Genomic DNA, 16629 nt, shown 5'->3' with positions numbered 1-16629 from the left:
GCATGGCGGAGAGGCAGGCCAGCAGCAGAGTCATAGAGACGCCGAAAGCGCGCATTAGCCAAGGCTCATGAAATGTCCTGGGAGCGGAGACGTGTTCCCGTGGATCGACGAAAGGAAAGGTCGCGTCGGCCTCACAGATCGGTATGCAGGGAATAGCCGTTGAAGCCGGCGGCGAACAACATGGCGCCCCAGAGAAAGAAGTCGGTTTGCAGGAACTCGCGCTTTATCGAAACCAGCTTGATGCCGTTGTTCAAGGCGACGGTGGGGTCTATGAGCCACCCCACGAGTACGGCCACCCCGCCCAGTATCATGGCGATGAAGCCGATGCTTTTTACGACGTGCCTCACTGGCGTCTCCTTTTGTGCGAACGCGCATCCGATAGATGGGCGCCTGAAATTCAGGATATCGAGCTGCAGAAGGGCCCGTGTAAAACCTCATGAAGGCCGGTAAACAAGTGTTAACGCGAGGCCATGGGCGACGGGGTCGCAGCGGGTGAAGCGGCTAGATCCGCTTCGCCGCTCCGCTCCCACGCGCCGCCCAGTGCCCGGAACAGGTCGACGTGGGCGATCATCAGCTGCAGCCGGGTTTCGATCAGCGCGTTATCGGCCTGGTAGAGGCTGCGCTGGCTGTCGAGCAGATTCAGGTAGTTGTCCAGCCCTTGCTGATAGCGCTCGCTCGCCAGTTCGACACTGCGCGCGGTGATGTCATGCAGGCGCTGCTGGGCCGCGAGCTGCCGTCTCAAGGGCGCCTCGGCGACGAGTTGATCGGCCACCTCGCGAAAGGCGACCTGGATGCTCTTCTCGTAGCGAGCGATATCCTGATCGCGCCGCACCTCCGCCAGGTCCAGGTTGGCGCGGTTGCGACCGCCGTCGAACAGCGGTACCTGCAATTGGGGGACGAAGCTCCATACCTGATTGCCGAGGTTGAACAGGCCGTTCAGATCGGAACTCAGGTAGCCGGCGCTGGCCGTCAGGGTGATGCGCGGGAAGAAGGCAGCCCGAGCGGCGCCGATATTGGCGTTGGCCGCACGCAGGCGGTACTCGGCCGCGCGAATGTCCGGACGGCGTTGCAGCAGGTCAGAGGGCAAGCCCGCCGGGACGGGCAGGTCGAGACCCTGGCGCGCAAGCGGCAAGGGCGCGGGCAGGTCGCTGCGCGGCTCTCCGCCGAGCAGCAGGCGCAGGCTGTTGTCCGCCTGTGCCCGACTCCGTTCCAGGACGGCGAGATCGGCTTCGGTGGTCTCTAGCGCCGTTTGAGCCTGGGCCAGGTCCAGCGCCGAACTCAGGCCGGCGGCATGGCGCTGTTCGACCAGGGCGAGGCCTCGTTGGCGACTTTCCAGGGTATCGCGACTCACGAGCAGTCGTTCATCCAGGGCGCGCTGATTCAGATAGGCCGTCGCCACCTCGGCGATCAGTGACAGCTCCACCGCGCTGCGCGTCTCGCGTTGGGCCAGGTACTCGTCCAGAGTGGCATCACGCAGGTTTCTCAGCCTGCCGAACAGGTCCAGTTCGTAGGCGTTGGTACCCAACCCGACGCTGTATCGGTTGGCCGTCTGGCTGCCGCTTCGCTCCTGGTCGGTACGCGAGGCGCTATCCAGGCTCTGAGTCCGTTCCCGCGTCCGGCTGGCGGTGGCGCCCAGTTCGAACATGAGGTCGGCACGACTGATGCGATAGCGGGCGCGCGCTTCCTGGATATCCAGTGCGACCAGCCGCAGATCCCGGTTTCCCTCCAGGGCCTGATCGATCAAGGCGCGCAGGTGCGGGTCGGCGAACAGACCCTGGCGGTCCGGTGACAGGTCCGAGGACGCCGTCGGCACGGGATAGCGCTCCGGGACCGGCGCCTGCGGTCGTTCATGGCGGGGTGTCAGGGAGCAACCCGCGAGCAGGACACTCAGCGCCAGGACGGTCACTCCTGTCATGACGAGCCTGCCTGCCGCGAGCTGTTTGCCCAGGGACAGGGATAGGCAGCGGGGCCGACCCAAGGTGCGTGATGGCATCAGGATCCGCTTTTTTCTGGGTTGGCAAGAAGGAAAGAGTGGGTAGTGAAACATCGGGCGTCCTCGTGGAGAACGCCATGGTAGAGGGCGCGCCCGGGCTGCCTTGTAAAGGTCTGTAGGTCTCTTGTGAAAGAGTGTTAAGGGCTGCCCTTGAGGGCTTGGCGCTCCGTTATGCTCGCCGCCTGCTTGCCCTGGGACCTACCTGTGAAACCCTTTTTTCGCGTCGAAACCGTCGCCGCCTCGGCCGCGCCGATGGCCACCGATCAGCGTCGCCAAAGCACCCTCGTGATCCTGCCTGGGCAGCGCCAGGAAGGCGCCGCCTACCGTTCGCGCTGGCCGTCGTTCAGGCTGGCAAAACGGGCCGGATGGGTCTCGCAGCAGGGACGACCGCGCCGCGGCGTCGAGTCCGCCTAGATGTTCAAGATCCTGATAAGGCTCTATTGCGTGCTGCTGGTGACCTATGGCGCAGCCAGCTATCTGGTCCCGGAAGCCCTGCAGCAGATGTTCAGTGATCGCTATAGTCGCGTCAGTCTGGAGCAGATGCATGGCCCACTGAAACTGGTGGAGCGGACCTTCGTGGAGACGCCGATCTTTCGTTGGCCGGCGCTGCTGGCTGAGCTGAACGCCGACATTGCGCCCGTCACCTTGCAGCTGGGGCTGCAGACCGATCCTCGGTTGACGAGCGCCGAGCGCCACCGTTTGGCCAAAGGCGAGCGGCGCGTCCGCCTGACCGACGATGGCGATCCCAGCGTCGCCCTGATCCCCCTGCCGGACGGGCACGTGCTCTGGGTCGGCTTCGCCGAGGTTCCGACCGACATAGCCCTGACCTATTGGGCCATGAACGCCCTGATCGGTGCGGCGCTGCTCATCTGTCTGTATGTCTGGCTACGGCCGCACTGGCGCGATCTGGAGCGGCTCAGGCGCACGGCGGCGCGTCTGGGCAAGGGGCATCTGCAGGAGCGTACCGCGATCTCGCCGCGCTCGGACATCGGCCAACTGGCGCGGGCCTTCGATGACATGGCCCAGGACCTCGAAACCCTGATCGTCCAGCAGCGCGACCTGCTCAATGCGGTCTCCCATGAGCTGCGCACGCCCCTGTCCCGTCTGGAATTCGGCCTGGCCCTGTTGCAGGCCGACCCGCTGCCCGCTGAAACACAGCGACAGCTGGAGCAGCAGATTCGCCACGTGCGCGAACTGGATGCGCTGGTGAACGAGCTGCTTTCCTACGCGCGGTTGCAGTCCAGTCAGCAGCCACCCGAGCGTCAAGCACTCACGCTCGGTGCCTTCCTGGACAGTGTCCTGGCGGATTTCAGCGAGGAACAGGAGATGCGTGGCGTCACCTTGAGCCTGGACATGGCCACTGCGCCCGAGCAAGCCCTCTTGGCACCAAGACTCACGGCCCGCGCGTTGCAGAACCTGATTGGCAATGCCCTGCGCTATTGCCAGCGTGGGGTCTGGCTGACCGTTGGCCGCGACGCCGACACCCTGCTGATCACCGTCGAGGACGATGGCGAGGGTATTCCGCCGGGCGAGCGGGAGCGGGTGTTCGAGCCCTTCTATCGCCTGGATCGCAGTCGGGATCGCGCCACTGGAGGCTTTGGCCTAGGGCTGTCGATCAGCCGTCGCGCCATAGAAAAGCAGGGCGGGCAGCTGGCGCTGACGCAAAGCGAGAGAGGCGGCGCGCGCTTTGACATCCGGCTGACCGACGCCCTCGCGTCCTAACCCCTAGACAGCCCAAGGCTTCCTTGGCACCCAATGACGCGGACCCGAGTCCGCTCCTTCCTCTGACCGACCTGAAAGCACGCAAATGTCCAGTTCCTCTTCTTCCCCACCATCGCCGGCTGAAACCGAGACCCTCGACGACTATGGCGACCTGGCCAGGCGGCATGTCACCTTCGCACGGATTCTCGAGCTACTGGCTCCACATCGGGCCGCACTGGTGCTGGTGGTGTTGCTGATCGCAGTCGCCGGGATCAGCGGCGTGATCAGTCCCTTCCTGATCCGCAGCATCGTCGACGATGCCTTGCCGGCGAAGGACCTGACGCTGCTGGTCTATCTGGCCGCGGGTCTGGTCGGGGTGGCGCTGTTCAATGCCATCGCCAACCTGACCCAGACCTATGTCGCGATTCGGGTGGGCCAGAGCGTCATGCACGATCTGCGGACCCGCCTGTACGGCCACCTGCAGAGCCTCTCGCTGGCGTTTTTCGCCGGTACCCGCGCGGGCGAAGTACAGGCGCGCCTGTCCAGCGACATCGCCGGTCTGCAGACCCTGTTGACCCACTCTGCCACGGATCTGGCGAAGCACCTGAGCGTCGTGGCGGCGACCCTGGTGGCGATGCTGCTGCTGGACTGGCGCCTGGCGTGTGTCTCCTTCGCCGTCATTCCCTTGCTGGTCTGGATCAATGGCCGCGTCGCCCAGCTGCGGGAGCGGGTGACCTACCGGCAACAGGAACAGGTGGCTGACCTTTCCGCCAACATCGCCGAGTCCCTGTCGGCCGGCGGCATCATCCTGTCGCGTACCCTGGGCCGCGTGCACTATCTCGTGCAGCGCTTTCAGCGTGACTCCGCGCAGCTGGCGCGCCTGGAAACCCAGGCCAGCACCGCGGGACAATGGGAATTCGCGCTCGTCTTCCTGGCGCTGGATCTCCTGCCGGCGCTGACCTTCCTGGGCGGCGGTCTGTTCATCGGCCTGGGGATGCAGGTGTCCATTGGCACCCTGGTGGCCTTTATCGCCTTGCAGGAGCAATTGCTCTGGCCGCTGCTGGAGATCTTTGAAACGCGGATCGAATTCGCCAAGGGGCGCGCCTTGCTGGCGCGGGTGTTCAGCTACCTGGATACGCCGGCGACGGTCGTCGAGGCGAGCTCACCGACGACTCTTGCGCGGCAGGATTTCCAGCAGGGCATCCGTTTCGAGAACGTCAGCTTCGCCTATGGCGATCGCGCCGTACTCAAGGATCTGACGTTCGAGATACCGGCCGGAAAGCACACGGCGCTGGTTGGCCCCACCGGCTCTGGCAAGACCACCATCTCCTATCTCCTCGCGCGCCTGTACGACGCCGATCAGGGGCGTATCCGCTACGACGGCATCGATATCCGCGAGCTGAGCTTCGCGACGCTGGCCAGCCTGGTCGGCATCGTGACCCAGGATACCTTCCTGCTCAACGCCAGCATCGAGGCCAACCTGCGCTTCGCCAAGCCCGACGCGAGCGAGGCGGAACTCTGGTGGGCGCTGGAAAGGGCGCAGCTGGATGCCACGGTGCGCGGGCTTCCCGAGGGGCTGGGGGCCGGGGTCGGTGACCGGGGCTATCAACTGTCCGGCGGCGAGCGCCAACGTCTGTCCCTCGCCCGCATGCTGCTGCGCGATCCGCCGATCATCCTCCTGGATGAAGCGACCAGCGCCCTGGACAGCAGCACCCAGGCGGCGATGGCCGCGGCCCTGGCTTCGTTGCAAAGGCCGCGGACCCTGATCTCCATCGCCCACCGCCTCAGCACCGTCAGGCAGGCGGATCGGATTCTGGTCATCCAGGCTGGGCAACTGGTGGAGCAGGGCACTCATGAGGAACTGGTCAGGCAGGATGGCCTGTATGCGGCCATGGCCCTGAATGCCTGAATGCCTGAATGCCCTGGGCGGAGGAGCTGCCTGCAATCTATCGCCCGACAGGCTTCCCGCAGGTGCATCCCGACCTGCGGTCCTCACTCCTCGCTGGACGCAAATCCCTCCAGCCAGCGCGCTTCCGAGCAGAGCAGGTGGTGGCGAATGCGGTATCGCGCCGGACACTTCACTGCCCCGGAACGCTGCGGCCGCTGGCCGCTAATGCGCCTCGGTCGCCAGTCTCACGGCGACTTCCTCGACCAGTTGGATGGTTTCTGCCGTCAGGGCTTCGAACTGGAAGAGAATCTCCTGCAGTTGCGAGCTGCCCATATCGACATTGCGCAGTTGATCGATTCTCAAGGTGAGAAGCCGGTGAATGTTCAACAGACAATCACGGTCGGGGTTATCGGGTATGGCGAAGCGGCTGCTCATCGTTGTCTCCGTGGAAGTTGACCACCATGACTCTCGATATCGCCTAACCGGCTTGTTTTTTAAGGCAATTCGTCGCCGACGGCCTACCTGGAAACAGTACTTTTCGTACTTGACTCCGCGTGTCTGCAGAGCACTTGAAAGCGTTAGGTCGCGTTGATGACCTTAACTTCAAAAAGCTCGTCAAGAAGGCGTGAAAAATTCGTTAAAACTTCTGTTTAAGGGTGTTCGGGTGGAACGCGGTACTGGGAAAGTTACCGGTAAGTTGCCATTAAAGCCGACGAACGAGCGCTTCGTTTCAGGCCTGGCAAACATCCGCTATCCGGGTTTTCAACAGATTCGCCAGCTCATCGAAGAGGATCTGCACCGAGCGCAGCGACAGATTGTCCGGGCGGGTCAGCAGCCAGATATCGGTGTCGCAGCCTGGCAGCGCCGGACCTAGGCGTTCGACGCCGTCCAGGCTGCTGATCATGAAGTCGGGGAGGGCGGCCACGCCAAGACCGGCACCTACCAGGCTGCCGACCGAGGACATGCTGCTGCAGCGATAGCGCGGGGTGAGGCTGGGATAGGCCTGCCGCAACCAGGTGACCGAGACGTGATCGGCCAGGGAGTCGTCCGGGGCGATCCAGGGCAATTCAGTGGCCAACGGGCCATAGCCTCTGCGATAGCGCTCATGGCCGCAAACGAAGTAGGAGCTGCGACCGAGCCGCCGGCCGATCAGGTGTTCGGGCGGGGCGTTCGACAGGCGCAGAGCGATATCTGCATCCCGCCGACTCAGGCTGGCGAAGGTGTTGGAGGTGGCCACTTCCAGGGCGACCGCCGGATAGCGCGGCATGAGTTCGGCCAGGCCCGGCAAGAGCAGGCTGCGCAGCACGGCGTCGGTGCAGGTCAGGCGGACGGTGCCACTGATGACGTTCTCGCCCTGGGTGAGGGCGATCCGCGCCGCTTCGAGGGCCTGTTCGGCGCGCTCGGCCTGTTCGGCGAGCGCCTTGGCGCTCTGGGTGGGGGTGTAGCCGCGGCGGGTCTTGTCGAACAGCGCGACCTGCAGATTGGCTTCGAGCTTGCGGATGGCGCGAAACACCGTGGAGACATCCACCTGCAGCTGCTCGGCCGCTCGGGCCAGGGTCCGGCCACGCACCAGGGCGAGGATCAGCTTGAGATCGGCATGGCCTATTTGATATTGCATCCGTGCATTCTTCCTTTGCCAATTCGCCGATATGGGTTGCGCTCATGCCAATTTATACTGGCCCAGCCCCGCGAGGGCAATCAGGTGGAAGGGCGGACCTTGGCAGACGGGGTCGGCGCCTGCAGCGACCACCGCCCACAGCCACGCTGCCAGACCCGCACGAGCAAGCATAACGAAGCGGGCCAGCGTCAAGGATGCCTCCCATGAATTCGATATCCCCCCGCGTCGTCCAGCTCACCGAAGCCAACGGCTTTCTCAAGGAGCACCCCGAGATCCAGTACGTCGATCTGTTGATCACCGACATGAACGGCGTCATCCGGGGCAAGCGTGTCGAGCGGGCCAGCCTGTCCAAGGTCTATGAGCGCGGCATCAATCTGCCGGCCTCGCTGTTCGCCCTGGACATCAACGGTTCCACGGTGGAAAGCACCGGCCTGGGGCTGCACATCGGCGATGCCGACCGCACCTGCTTTCCCATCCCCGGCACCCTGAGCTACGAGCCCTGGCAGAAGCGCCCTACCGCGCAGTTGCTGATGACCATGCACGAGCAGGACGGCTCGCCGTTCTTCGCCGATCCGCGCGAGGTGCTGCGCCGGGTGGTGAAGAAATTCGATGACCTGGGGCTGACCATCTGCGCCGCCTTCGAGCTGGAGTTCTACCTGATCGACCAGGAGAACGTGAACGGCCGGCCGCAGCCGCCGCGCTCGCCGATCTCCGGCAAGCGACCGGTCTCCACCCAGGTCTATCTGATCGACGACCTGGACGAATACGTGGATTGCCTGCAGGACATGCTCGAAGGCGCCAAGGAGCAGGGACTGCCGGCCGATGCCATCGTCAAGGAATCCGCGCCGGCACAATTCGAGGTCAACCTGCATCACGTCGAGGACGCCATCAAGGCTTGCGACTACGCGGTGCTGCTCAAGCGGCTGATCAAGAACATCGCCTACGACCATGAGATGGATTCCACCTTCATGGCCAAGCCCTATCCCGGCCAGGCCGGCAACGGCCTGCACGTACACATCTCGCTGCTGGACAAGCAGACCGGACAGAACATCTTCGCCACCGATGATCCCGAGCACCACGCGCCCCTGCGCCATGCCATCGCCGGCATCCTGGAAACCCTGCCGGCGTCCATGGCCTTCCTCTGTCCAAACGTCAATTCCTATCGCCGCTTCGGCGCCCAGTTCTATGTGCCCAACGCCCCGAGCTGGGGCCTGGATAACCGTACCGTGGCGGTGCGCGTACCCACCGGCAGCAGCGAGGCGATCCGCATCGAACACCGGGTCGCCGGGGCCGACGCCAATCCCTATCTGATGATGGCCTCGATCCTGGCCGGCATTCATCACGGCATGACCCAGCAACTCGAACCCTGCGCGCCGGTCAGTGGCAACTCCTACGAGCAGCTCGAACAGAGCCTGCCGAACAACCTGCGCGACGCCCTGCGCCGCCTGGACGACAGCGCGGTGATGAACCAGTACATCAGCCCCGAGTACATCGACATCTTCGTCGCCTGCAAGGAAGCCGAGCTGGAGGAGTTCGAGACCACCATCTCCGATCTCGAATACAACTGGTATCTGCATACCGTCTAGGAGGCGCAATCATGACCGTGCTGACACGACAGGACTGGGAGCGGCGCGCCCAGGCATTGACCGTCGAATCCCGCGCCTTCATCGACGGCCGCTATCAGGCCGCCCTGGGCGGCGCCGTCTTCGACGACCTGAGCCCGGTGGATGGTCGTCACCTGGCGCGGGTGGCCAGTTGCATGGCCGAGGATGCCGAAGTGGCTGTACAGGCCGCACGGGCCAGCTTCGTGCGGGGTGACTGGGCGCATCAGGCGCCGGCGCAGCGCAAGCGGGTACTCATCGCCTTCGCCGAGCTGTTGCTGGCGAATGCCGAGGAGCTGGCCCTGCTGGAAACCCTGGACATGGGCAAGCCCATCGGCGATGCCCTGGGTATCGACGTCCCGGCGGCGGCCAATGCCATCCGCTGGAGCGCCGAGGCCATCGACAAGGTCTACGACGAGGTGGCGCCCACGCCGCGCGACCAGCTCGGCCTGGTGACCCGCGAACCGGTGGGGGTGGTCGCGGCCATCGTGCCCTGGAATTTCCCCTTGATGATGGCCTGCTGGAAGCTGGGCCCGGCGTTGGCGACCGGCAACTCGGTGATCCTCAAGCCTTCCGAGAAGTCGCCGCTGACCGCCATCCGCATCGCGGGGCTGGCGCTGGAAGCCGGCATCCCGGCAGGGGTGTTCAACGTGCTGCCCGGCTATGGCCATACCGTCGGCCAGGCGCTGGCGCTGCATGCGGATGTCGACACCCTGGTCTTTACCGGCTCCACCCGCATCGCCAAGCAACTCTTGGTCTATGCCGGCGAATCGAACATGAAGCGGGTCTGGCTGGAGGCGGGCGGCAAGAGTCCCAACATCGTCTTCGCCGATGCCCCGGATCTGGTGGCCGCTGCCGAAGCGGCCGCGGCGGCCATCGCCTTCAACCAGGGCGAGGTCTGTGTGGCCGGCTCGCGGCTGCTGGTCGAGCGCTCGATCAAGGAGCGTTTCCTGGCCTTGGTGGCGGAGGCGTTGCGGGCTTGGGCGCCCGGCCATGCGCTGGACCCTAGCACCCGCGTCGGCGCCCTGGTGGACGAAGGCCATCTGCGCACCGTGCTGGGGTTCATCGAAGCGGGCCGTGCCGAGGGTGCCCGGCTGGTGAGCGGCGGCGCGCGCGCCCTGACCGAGACCGGTGGCAGCTACGTGACCCCGACGATCTTCGAAGGGGTGGACAATGCCATGCGCATCGCCCGGGAAGAGATTTTCGGCCCGGTGCTGGCGGTGATCGAATTCGAGGATGAAGAAGAGGCCGTGCGCATCGCCAACGACACCCCCTATGGCCTGGCCGCGGCCGTCTGGACGCGGGATATCTCCCGTGCCCATCGCGTGGCGCGGGCCTTGCGTGCGGGTAGCGTCTGGGTCAACCAGTATGATGGCGGCGACATGACGGCGCCCTTCGGCGGCTTCAAGCAATCCGGCAACGGACGCGACAAGTCGCTGCACGCCTTCGACAAATACACCGAACTCAAGGCGACCTGGATCAAGCTCTGAGCAGGCGCGGCGATTCCGGCGCAGGCGCCGGATTCGCAAGCAGAGGAATCTCACCATGCAACAACATGTCGGCAGCTACTACGCGGCTTCGCGTAACCTCCACACCGAATACCCGGCGCTGCACGGCAGTGTCGAGACCGATGTCTGCGTCATCGGCGCCGGTTACACCGGGCTTTCCACTGCGCTGTTCCTGCTGGAGCACGGCTTCAGCGTGACGGTGCTGGAGGCGGCGCGGGTCGGCTTCGGTGCCTCGGGGCGCAACGGCGGTCAGATCGTCAACAGCTACAGTCGCGACATCGATGCCATCGAGCGCCAGTTGCCGCCCAAGCAGGCGCAACTGCTGGGCGAGATGGCTTTCGAAGGCGGGCGCATCATTCGCGAGCGCATCGCCCGCTACGACATCCAGTGCGATCTCAAGGACGGCGGCGTCTTCGCCGCCCTGACCGGTAAGCAGCTCGGCCACCTGGAAGCCCAGAAGAAGCTCTGGGAGCGCTATGGCCATACCCAGCTGCACCTGCTCGACAAGGCCGGCATCGGCGAGGTGGTCGGCACCGATCGCTATCTGGGCGGCCTGCTGGACATGAGCGGCGGCCATATCCATCCGCTCAACCTGGCCCTGGGCGAGGCGGCGGCGGTGGCCTCCCTGGGCGGCAAGCTCTATGAGCAGAGCGCCGCCACCCGTATCGACCGCGGTGCCAACCCCGTGGTGCATACCGCCAATGGCCAGGTGAAGGCGCGCTTCGTGGTGGTGGCCGGCAACGCCTACCTGGGCGGGCTGGTGCCGGAACTGGCTGCCAAGTCCATGCCCTGCGGCACCCAGGTGCTCACCACCGAGCCGCTGTCCGAGGACATGGCGCGCAGCCTGCTGCCCCAGGACTATTGCGTGGAGGACTGCAACTACCTGCTCGACTACTTCCGCCTCAGCGCCGATCGCCGGCTGATCTATGGCGGCGGCGTGGTCTATGGCGCCCGGGATCCGGCCGACATTGAGGCGATCATCCGGCCGAAGATGCTGCAGACCTTCCCGCAGCTCAAGGACGTGAAGATCGACTTCACCTGGACCGGCAACTTCCTGCTGACGCTGTCGCGCCTGCCCCAGGTGGGCCGCCTCGGCGACAACATCTACTACTCCCAGGGCTGCAGTGGCCACGGCGTCACCTATACCCACCTCGCCGGCAAGGTGCTGGCCGAGGCCCTGCGCGGCCAGGCCGAGCGCTTCGATGCCTTCGCCGGCCTGCCGCACTATCCCTTCCCGGGCGGGCAACTCCTGCGCGTGCCCTTCACCGCGCTGGGCGCGACCTACTACCAGCTGCGCGATCGCCTCGGTATCTGACCCTGTCCGCCCGCCTGATCCAGGCGGGCACTCTGGAGAATAGCCATGTCCCCTATGCCCCTGATCGGCGTGACGGCGTGCCGGCAGACGCTCGGCAAGTACGATTCCCATACCGTCGGCGACAAGTACGTCGAGGCCGCGGGTCACGCCGGCCTGCCGGTGGTGCTGCCGGCGCGCAGCGTGCCGAGCGATCCCCAGGCGCTGCTGGCGCATCTGGACGGCCTGCTGTTCACCGGCTCGCCCTCCAATGTCGAGCCTCATCACTACCAGGGGCCGGAAAGTCTCGCCGGCACCCAGCACGATGCCGCCCGCGACGCCTACACCTTGCCGCTGCTACGGCTGGCCATCGATCGCGGCATTCCGGTGTTCTGCATCTGCCGCGGCTTTCAGGAGCTCAACGTGGCCCTCGGTGGCAGCCTGCACCAGCGGGTGCAGGAGTTGCCCGGGCATGCCGATCACCGCGAGCCCCAGAGCGAATTGCTGGCCGAGCAGTACGCGCCCACCCATCCGGTCCAGGTGCCACCGGGTGGGATGTTCGAGCGCCTCGGCCTGCCGGCCAGCTTCCAGGTGAATTCCCTGCACAGCCAGGGTATCGACCGCCTGGCGCAGGGGCTGCGCATCGAAGCCCTGGCGCCGGATGGTCTGGTGGAAGGGGTGTCCCTGGCCGACTCCCCCGGCTTCGTCGTCGGGGTGCAGTGGCATCCCGAGTGGAATTTCCGCGAGAGCCCCGAATCCCTGACGCTGTTAGACGCCTTTCGGGACGCCTGCCAGCGCCATGCCGCATCGCGTTAGGCACCTTGCCGCGCACGCTGGACTCTGAACAACAATACCAACAGCAGGGCAGAGACCTATGACTGAACAGAGCAAGGGCGCACCTGCAGGCGCTCCGGCCAACGCCGGGCCGGAAGCCCTGGCCGATCCGTCCGCCAAGGGCCTGGCCGCCGGCTCCCTGGGGCTACTCGCCTGCGTGGTGCTGGGCATTTCCACCATCGCCCCCGTCTACACCCTGACCGGCGCCCTGGGTCCGACCGTGCGCGAGGTGGGCGTCTACCTGCCCGCGGTCTTCATCGTCGGCTTCCTGCCGATGCTGCTGGTGGCCCTGGGGTATCGCGAGCTGAACGCCGTGGATCCGGATAGCGGCACCTCCTTCACCTGGTCGACCCGCGCCTTCGGTCCCATGATCGGCTGGATTGGTGGCTGGGGCCTGGTGACGGCCACCACCATCGTGCTGTCCAACCTCGCCGGGGTGGCGGTGGACTTCTTCTATCTCTTTCTCGCCCAGCTCAGCGGCCGGGCGGAGCTGGCGGCGCTGTCGCAGCACCTGCTGGTGAACATCGTCACCTGCTGCGTGTTCATCGCCATCGCGGTCTGGATCAGCTGCCGCGGCATCGGCATGACCATGAGCGTCCAGTACGGGCTGGTCGCCCTGCAACTGCTGGTGCTGGTCGGCTTCTCGCTGGCGGCCTTCAACGCCGCGCCAGCGGCGGCGCCGGTGGTCTTCCACCCCGAGTGGTTCAACCCCTTCAACGTCGAATCCTTTTCCGCCTTCGCCGCCGGGCTGTCGCTGTCGATCTTCATCTTCTGGGGTTGGGATGTCTGCCTGACGGTGAGCGAGGAGTCGGTGGGCAGCCAGAAGGTGCCGGGGCGCGCGGCGACGGTCACGGTGCTGCTAATCCTGCTGCTGTACCTCTTCACCGCCGCGGCCACCCTGCAATTTGCCGGCATTGGCGACGCCGGCCTGGGGCTGGGCAATCCCGAGATCCAGGAAAACGTCTTCGCCCACCTGGCGGGACCGGTGATGGGGCCGCTGGCGATCCTGATGTCCATCGCGGTGCTGGCCAGTACCGCCGCCTCTCTGCAATCCACCTTCATCTCCCCGGCGCGCACCCTGCTGGCGATGGGGTACTACGGTGCAGTGTCGCGCCGCTTCGCCCACATCTGCCCGCGCTCGCGCACGCCGCGCTATGCCACCATCGCCGCCGGTATCGCCACGGGCGGTTTCTATGTGGTCATGCGCACCCTCAGCGACAACGTCCTGGCGGACACCATCACCGCCCTGGGCATGATGATCTGCTTCTACTACTCGCTGACCGCCTATGCCTGCGTCTGGTATTTCCGCCGCAGCCTGTTCGACAGCCTGCGCCATGCGCTGCTGCGGGGCCTCTGCCCGCTGCTCGGTGCCATCATCCTCTCGGTGATCTTCTGGCAGACCGCCATCGCCAGCCTGTCGCCGGACTTCGGCAGCGGCTCGCACCTGGGCGGTATCGGCCTGGTGTTCATCATCGCCGTGGTGATCCTGGCCCTGGGTCTGGTGCTGATGCTGTTCGCCCGCTGGCGTGCGCCGGCCTTCTTCCAGGGCGAGACGCTGGAGGCGGTCCCGCACCAGGGCTGACGGGCGCGGGCCGGGTGCCCGCGCGGACGGTCAGTGGCCCAGGACGGGTAAGACGCTCGCCCGGGTGCCCGCCGGAAAGCCGTGGTGCCGGGCAGCCGTCGCGATGGCCAGGGCGCCCAGCGACAAGGCCACCACGGCCCAGCTCAGGGCCTGGGGGCCGACGCCTTCCAGCAACAGGCCGCCCAGGATGCCACCCCCGGCGATGGCGCTGTTCCAGGTCACCACGTTCATCGCCAGGGCCGCATCGGCGCCGCTGCCCGCGGTATCCGCCAGGGCGGTCTGTAGCAGGGTGGCCGCGCCGCCAAAGGTCAGGCCCCAGCCGAAGACGCCCAGGTACTGCAGCGGCGCCGAGTCAGGGTCGAGGCCCAGCAGCAGCCCGATCGCGGCGAAGCCGAGGAGACTCAGCAGCACCGCCCGCCGCAGGCTGTGGTCGACGATCCGCCCCGTGATCCAGATCCCCAGCAAGGACGCCGCCCCGAAGCTCAGCAGCACCCGGTCGACCTGGTCGCCCAGCCCGGCCTGGGCGACGAAGGGCGCGATATAGGTGTAGAGCAGGTTGTGCGCCAGCATCCAGGTAAAGACCACGCCGAGGATGGCGCGAATGCCGGGTGTGGCGAACACCTGGCGCAGCGGCAGGCGCTGGCCCTCGGTCTGTCCCGGATAGTCGGGCACCTTGGCCAGGACCCAGACGATCAGGCCCAGGGTGAGAGCGGACATGGCCGCGAACGCCAGCCGCCAACCCAGCAGGCCGCCTAGCCAGGTTCCCAGGGGCACGCCCAGGGACAGGGCGACCGGGGTACCGATCATGGCAATGGCCATCGCCCGCCCTTGCAGGCGTGGCACTACCAGACGCCGGGCATAGCCGGCCAGCAGACTCCAGGCCAGGCCGGCCGCGGCTCCGGCGGCGAAGCGGGCGATCAGCGTCAGCGCATAGCTGGAGGAGAGCGCGGTCAGGGTGTTGAACAGCAAGAAGCCCAGGATGGTCGCCAGCAGCACCCGGCGCCGCCGCCAGCGCGCCGTCGCCAGGGTGAGGGGAATCGCGGCAATCAACGAGCCGGCGGCATAGGCGGTCACCGTCTGGCCGGCCAGGGCCGGGGAGGCCGTGAGCCCCTGGGCGATCTCGGGAAGCAGGCCAGCGGGCAGGGTCTCGGTCATGATGCAGATGAAACCGGTCATCGCCAGCGCCAATAGCGCGGCCACGGGCAGGCGTTCGGGATCGGGTGTCGCGGTCACGGCAATGCTCCTTAGATATGTATCGATCGGTATATATCTAAGCAGCCGGCCGCCTGACTGGTCAATGAATTCTGTATCGTCTAGTATAAAAATCGATTCTGGCGAGGAGATCCGCTGTGGCTCAGGTAGGACGTCCCCGGTCGTTTGACCGTACCCAGGCAATCGATGACGCGCTGCTGCTGTTCTGGCGGTATGGCTATGAGGCGACCTCCCTGAGTCGGCTCAAGGCGGCCATCGGCGGCGGCATCACCGCGCCCAGCTTCTATGCGGCCTTCGGTTCGAAGGAGGCGCTGTTCAAGGAGGTGGTCGCCCGCTACATGGAAACTCATGGCCGGGTGAACGATCCCCTGTTCGACGAGGCCCTGGCGCCCCGGGAGGCGATCGCCTCGGCTCTCGGGCGTTCCGCGCGGATGCAGTGTGACGAGCAGTTGCCCAAGGGCTGCCTGGTGGCGCTCGGCACCCTGGGCTCCTATGCGGAAGAAGACTCCAGCATTCCACTGCCGCTGCGCGAAGCCCGCGCCCGGATCCGCCAGGGCCTGTTGGCGTGCGTCAGCCGCGGTATCGCCCGTGGCGACCTCGCCGAAGACACCGACGCTCGCGCCCTGGCGACAGTGTTCGAAGGCCTGTTGCTGGGCATTTCACCCATGGCGCGGGACAGGGTGGAGTTACCGGTCATCGAGGGCGCCATCGCCCTGGCGCTGACGCTCTGGGATGGTCACCAGGCGCCCGGCCGAAGCGTCGTCTGAGCCGGGCGTCTTGGGCCACGCGTGCAACGGCGGGGCGTCATGGCGCCTGCCGTGCCCCGGTGGGCCTGGCGGACGAGGAGTCTGCCAAGGCGATACGGTCGATGACGTCCTGGTAGGGGACGAGATCGAGAAAGGCCTCGACCTGGGTCGCACGCGTCCCGTCCAGCTTGAAGATCCAGACGTATTCATTGCGATAGGGCGCGCCATCGCGCGCGGTGGCCGTGCCATTCCAGCGCACCACGACCTGGTCCTCGCGCGCCCAGATGGCCTGTACCCGGGGCACAATGGGCGTGGCCAGGCGCTGAGCGAAGGGACGCACGGCGCGCTCCAGGAAGTCCTCGCGGCCGTGGTAGGTGCCCGCCGCCGGACCGCTGCCCTGGATAGTCCAGACCACCGTGGGCGAGAGCAGGTCGTCGAAGAGACTGCCACGGCCCGCGCTCCAGTTCGCGAAGGCCCGTTCGACCAGGCGCTGGTTGCGTTCCGTGGTGGATTCGGCTGCGGCGACGCCGCTCCAGGGACTACTCAGCAGGACGAGCGACAGCAGCGCGCGCCCGGTCAGACGATTCGATGGATGCTGCATGGCGGTACCCTCGCGCAGGACGGAATGAGATGGGCGGCGGCGCCGGCAAACGGC

The 16629-nt window shown here is 66.1% G+C and carries 15 protein-coding genes; 9 read left to right on the top strand and 6 right to left on the bottom strand.

Annotated elements, in window-relative coordinates; translation table 11 throughout:
- Positions 1-131 precede the first annotated feature (131 nt).
- Both V6W80_RS13275 and V6W80_RS13270 read right to left on the bottom strand, forming a co-directional pair.
- Positions 132-347, bottom strand: coding sequence for a hypothetical protein (locus V6W80_RS13275; RefSeq protein ID WP_160922692.1), 216 nt, complete (start codon positions 345-347; stop codon positions 132-134).
- A 110-nt stretch (positions 348-457) separates the two neighbouring features.
- Complete coding sequence (locus V6W80_RS13270; protein WP_338544500.1) at positions 458-1915, bottom strand: efflux transporter outer membrane subunit; 1458 nt, start codon at positions 1913-1915, stop codon at positions 458-460.
- 249 nt (positions 1916-2164) lie between these two features.
- Here V6W80_RS13270 and V6W80_RS13265 point away from each other — a divergent pair, with 249 nt between their 5' ends.
- From V6W80_RS13265 to V6W80_RS13255, 3 genes are all read left to right on the top strand, one after another.
- Entirely contained in the window at positions 2165-2407 is a 243-nt protein-coding gene (locus V6W80_RS13265) for a hypothetical protein (RefSeq protein WP_338544499.1), read from the top strand.
- The gene (locus V6W80_RS13260; RefSeq protein ID WP_338544498.1) at positions 2408-3715 is read left to right on the top strand and encodes an ATP-binding protein; all 1308 of its coding nucleotides are present in this window, start codon (positions 2408-2410) and stop codon (positions 3713-3715) included. It abuts the gene before it with no gap.
- 85 nt (positions 3716-3800) lie between these two features.
- Positions 3801-5603: an ABC transporter ATP-binding protein gene (locus V6W80_RS13255; protein WP_338544497.1), complete on the top strand. Its 1803-nt coding sequence runs from the start codon at positions 3801-3803 to the stop codon at positions 5601-5603.
- A gap of 201 nt (positions 5604-5804) precedes the next feature.
- Here V6W80_RS13255 and V6W80_RS13250 read toward each other — a convergent pair whose 3' ends face one another.
- Both V6W80_RS13250 and V6W80_RS13245 read right to left on the bottom strand, forming a co-directional pair.
- Positions 5805-6017, bottom strand: coding sequence for a hypothetical protein (locus V6W80_RS13250; protein ID WP_017641334.1), 213 nt, complete (start codon positions 6015-6017; stop codon positions 5805-5807).
- A 295-nt stretch (positions 6018-6312) separates the two neighbouring features.
- Positions 6313-7200 carry a LysR family transcriptional regulator gene (locus tag V6W80_RS13245; RefSeq protein ID WP_338544496.1) on the bottom strand — a complete coding sequence of 296 codons (888 nt, stop codon included), beginning with the start codon at positions 7198-7200 and terminating at the stop codon, positions 6313-6315.
- A 203-nt stretch (positions 7201-7403) separates the two neighbouring features.
- Between V6W80_RS13245 and V6W80_RS13240 the strand changes: the two genes are divergently transcribed.
- Genes V6W80_RS13240 through V6W80_RS13220 form a run of 5 tightly spaced genes read left to right on the top strand, consistent with a single transcriptional unit; the run spans position 7404 to position 14016 of the window.
- Positions 7404-8786 (top strand): glutamine synthetase family protein, encoded by a 1383-nt coding sequence (locus V6W80_RS13240; RefSeq protein WP_064309592.1) that lies wholly within the window; start codon positions 7404-7406, stop codon positions 8784-8786.
- 11 nt (positions 8787-8797) lie between these two features.
- Positions 8798-10291, top strand: a complete 1494-nt coding sequence (locus V6W80_RS13235) for an aldehyde dehydrogenase (protein ID WP_338544495.1) — start codon at positions 8798-8800, stop codon at positions 10289-10291.
- Positions 10292-10346: 55 nt separating this feature from the next.
- Positions 10347-11624 (top strand): NAD(P)/FAD-dependent oxidoreductase, encoded by a 1278-nt coding sequence (locus tag V6W80_RS13230; RefSeq protein ID WP_093251988.1) that lies wholly within the window; start codon positions 10347-10349, stop codon positions 11622-11624.
- Between the two features lie 45 nt (positions 11625-11669).
- Entirely contained in the window at positions 11670-12416 is a 747-nt protein-coding gene (locus V6W80_RS13225; RefSeq protein ID WP_338544494.1) for a gamma-glutamyl-gamma-aminobutyrate hydrolase family protein, read from the top strand.
- A gap of 58 nt (positions 12417-12474) precedes the next feature.
- The gene (locus V6W80_RS13220; RefSeq protein WP_338544493.1) at positions 12475-14016 is read left to right on the top strand and encodes an APC family permease; all 1542 of its coding nucleotides are present in this window, start codon (positions 12475-12477) and stop codon (positions 14014-14016) included.
- A 30-nt stretch (positions 14017-14046) separates the two neighbouring features.
- Here V6W80_RS13220 and V6W80_RS13215 read toward each other — a convergent pair whose 3' ends face one another.
- Positions 14047-15192: an MFS transporter gene (locus V6W80_RS13215; RefSeq protein WP_338547428.1), complete on the bottom strand. Its 1146-nt coding sequence runs from the start codon at positions 15190-15192 to the stop codon at positions 14047-14049.
- A 173-nt stretch (positions 15193-15365) separates the two neighbouring features.
- Between V6W80_RS13215 and V6W80_RS13210 the strand changes: the two genes are divergently transcribed.
- Positions 15366-15995 carry a TetR/AcrR family transcriptional regulator gene (locus V6W80_RS13210; RefSeq protein ID WP_338544492.1) on the top strand — a complete coding sequence of 210 codons (630 nt, stop codon included), beginning with the start codon at positions 15366-15368 and terminating at the stop codon, positions 15993-15995.
- Between the two features lie 37 nt (positions 15996-16032).
- On the opposite strand, the gene V6W80_RS13205 is transcribed toward V6W80_RS13210, so the two are convergent.
- Positions 16033-16575 (bottom strand): nuclear transport factor 2 family protein, encoded by a 543-nt coding sequence (locus tag V6W80_RS13205; RefSeq protein ID WP_338544491.1) that lies wholly within the window; start codon positions 16573-16575, stop codon positions 16033-16035.
- Positions 16576-16629: the final 54 nt, after the last annotated feature.

Source organism: Pseudomonas benzopyrenica (assembly GCF_036884265.1).
In the GTDB taxonomy this organism is placed as follows: domain Bacteria; phylum Pseudomonadota; class Gammaproteobacteria; order Pseudomonadales; family Pseudomonadaceae; genus Chryseomonas; species Chryseomonas benzopyrenica.
The sequence above is the reverse complement of the archived record's forward strand: the minus strand, read 5'-3'. Positions and strand labels throughout refer to the sequence as shown.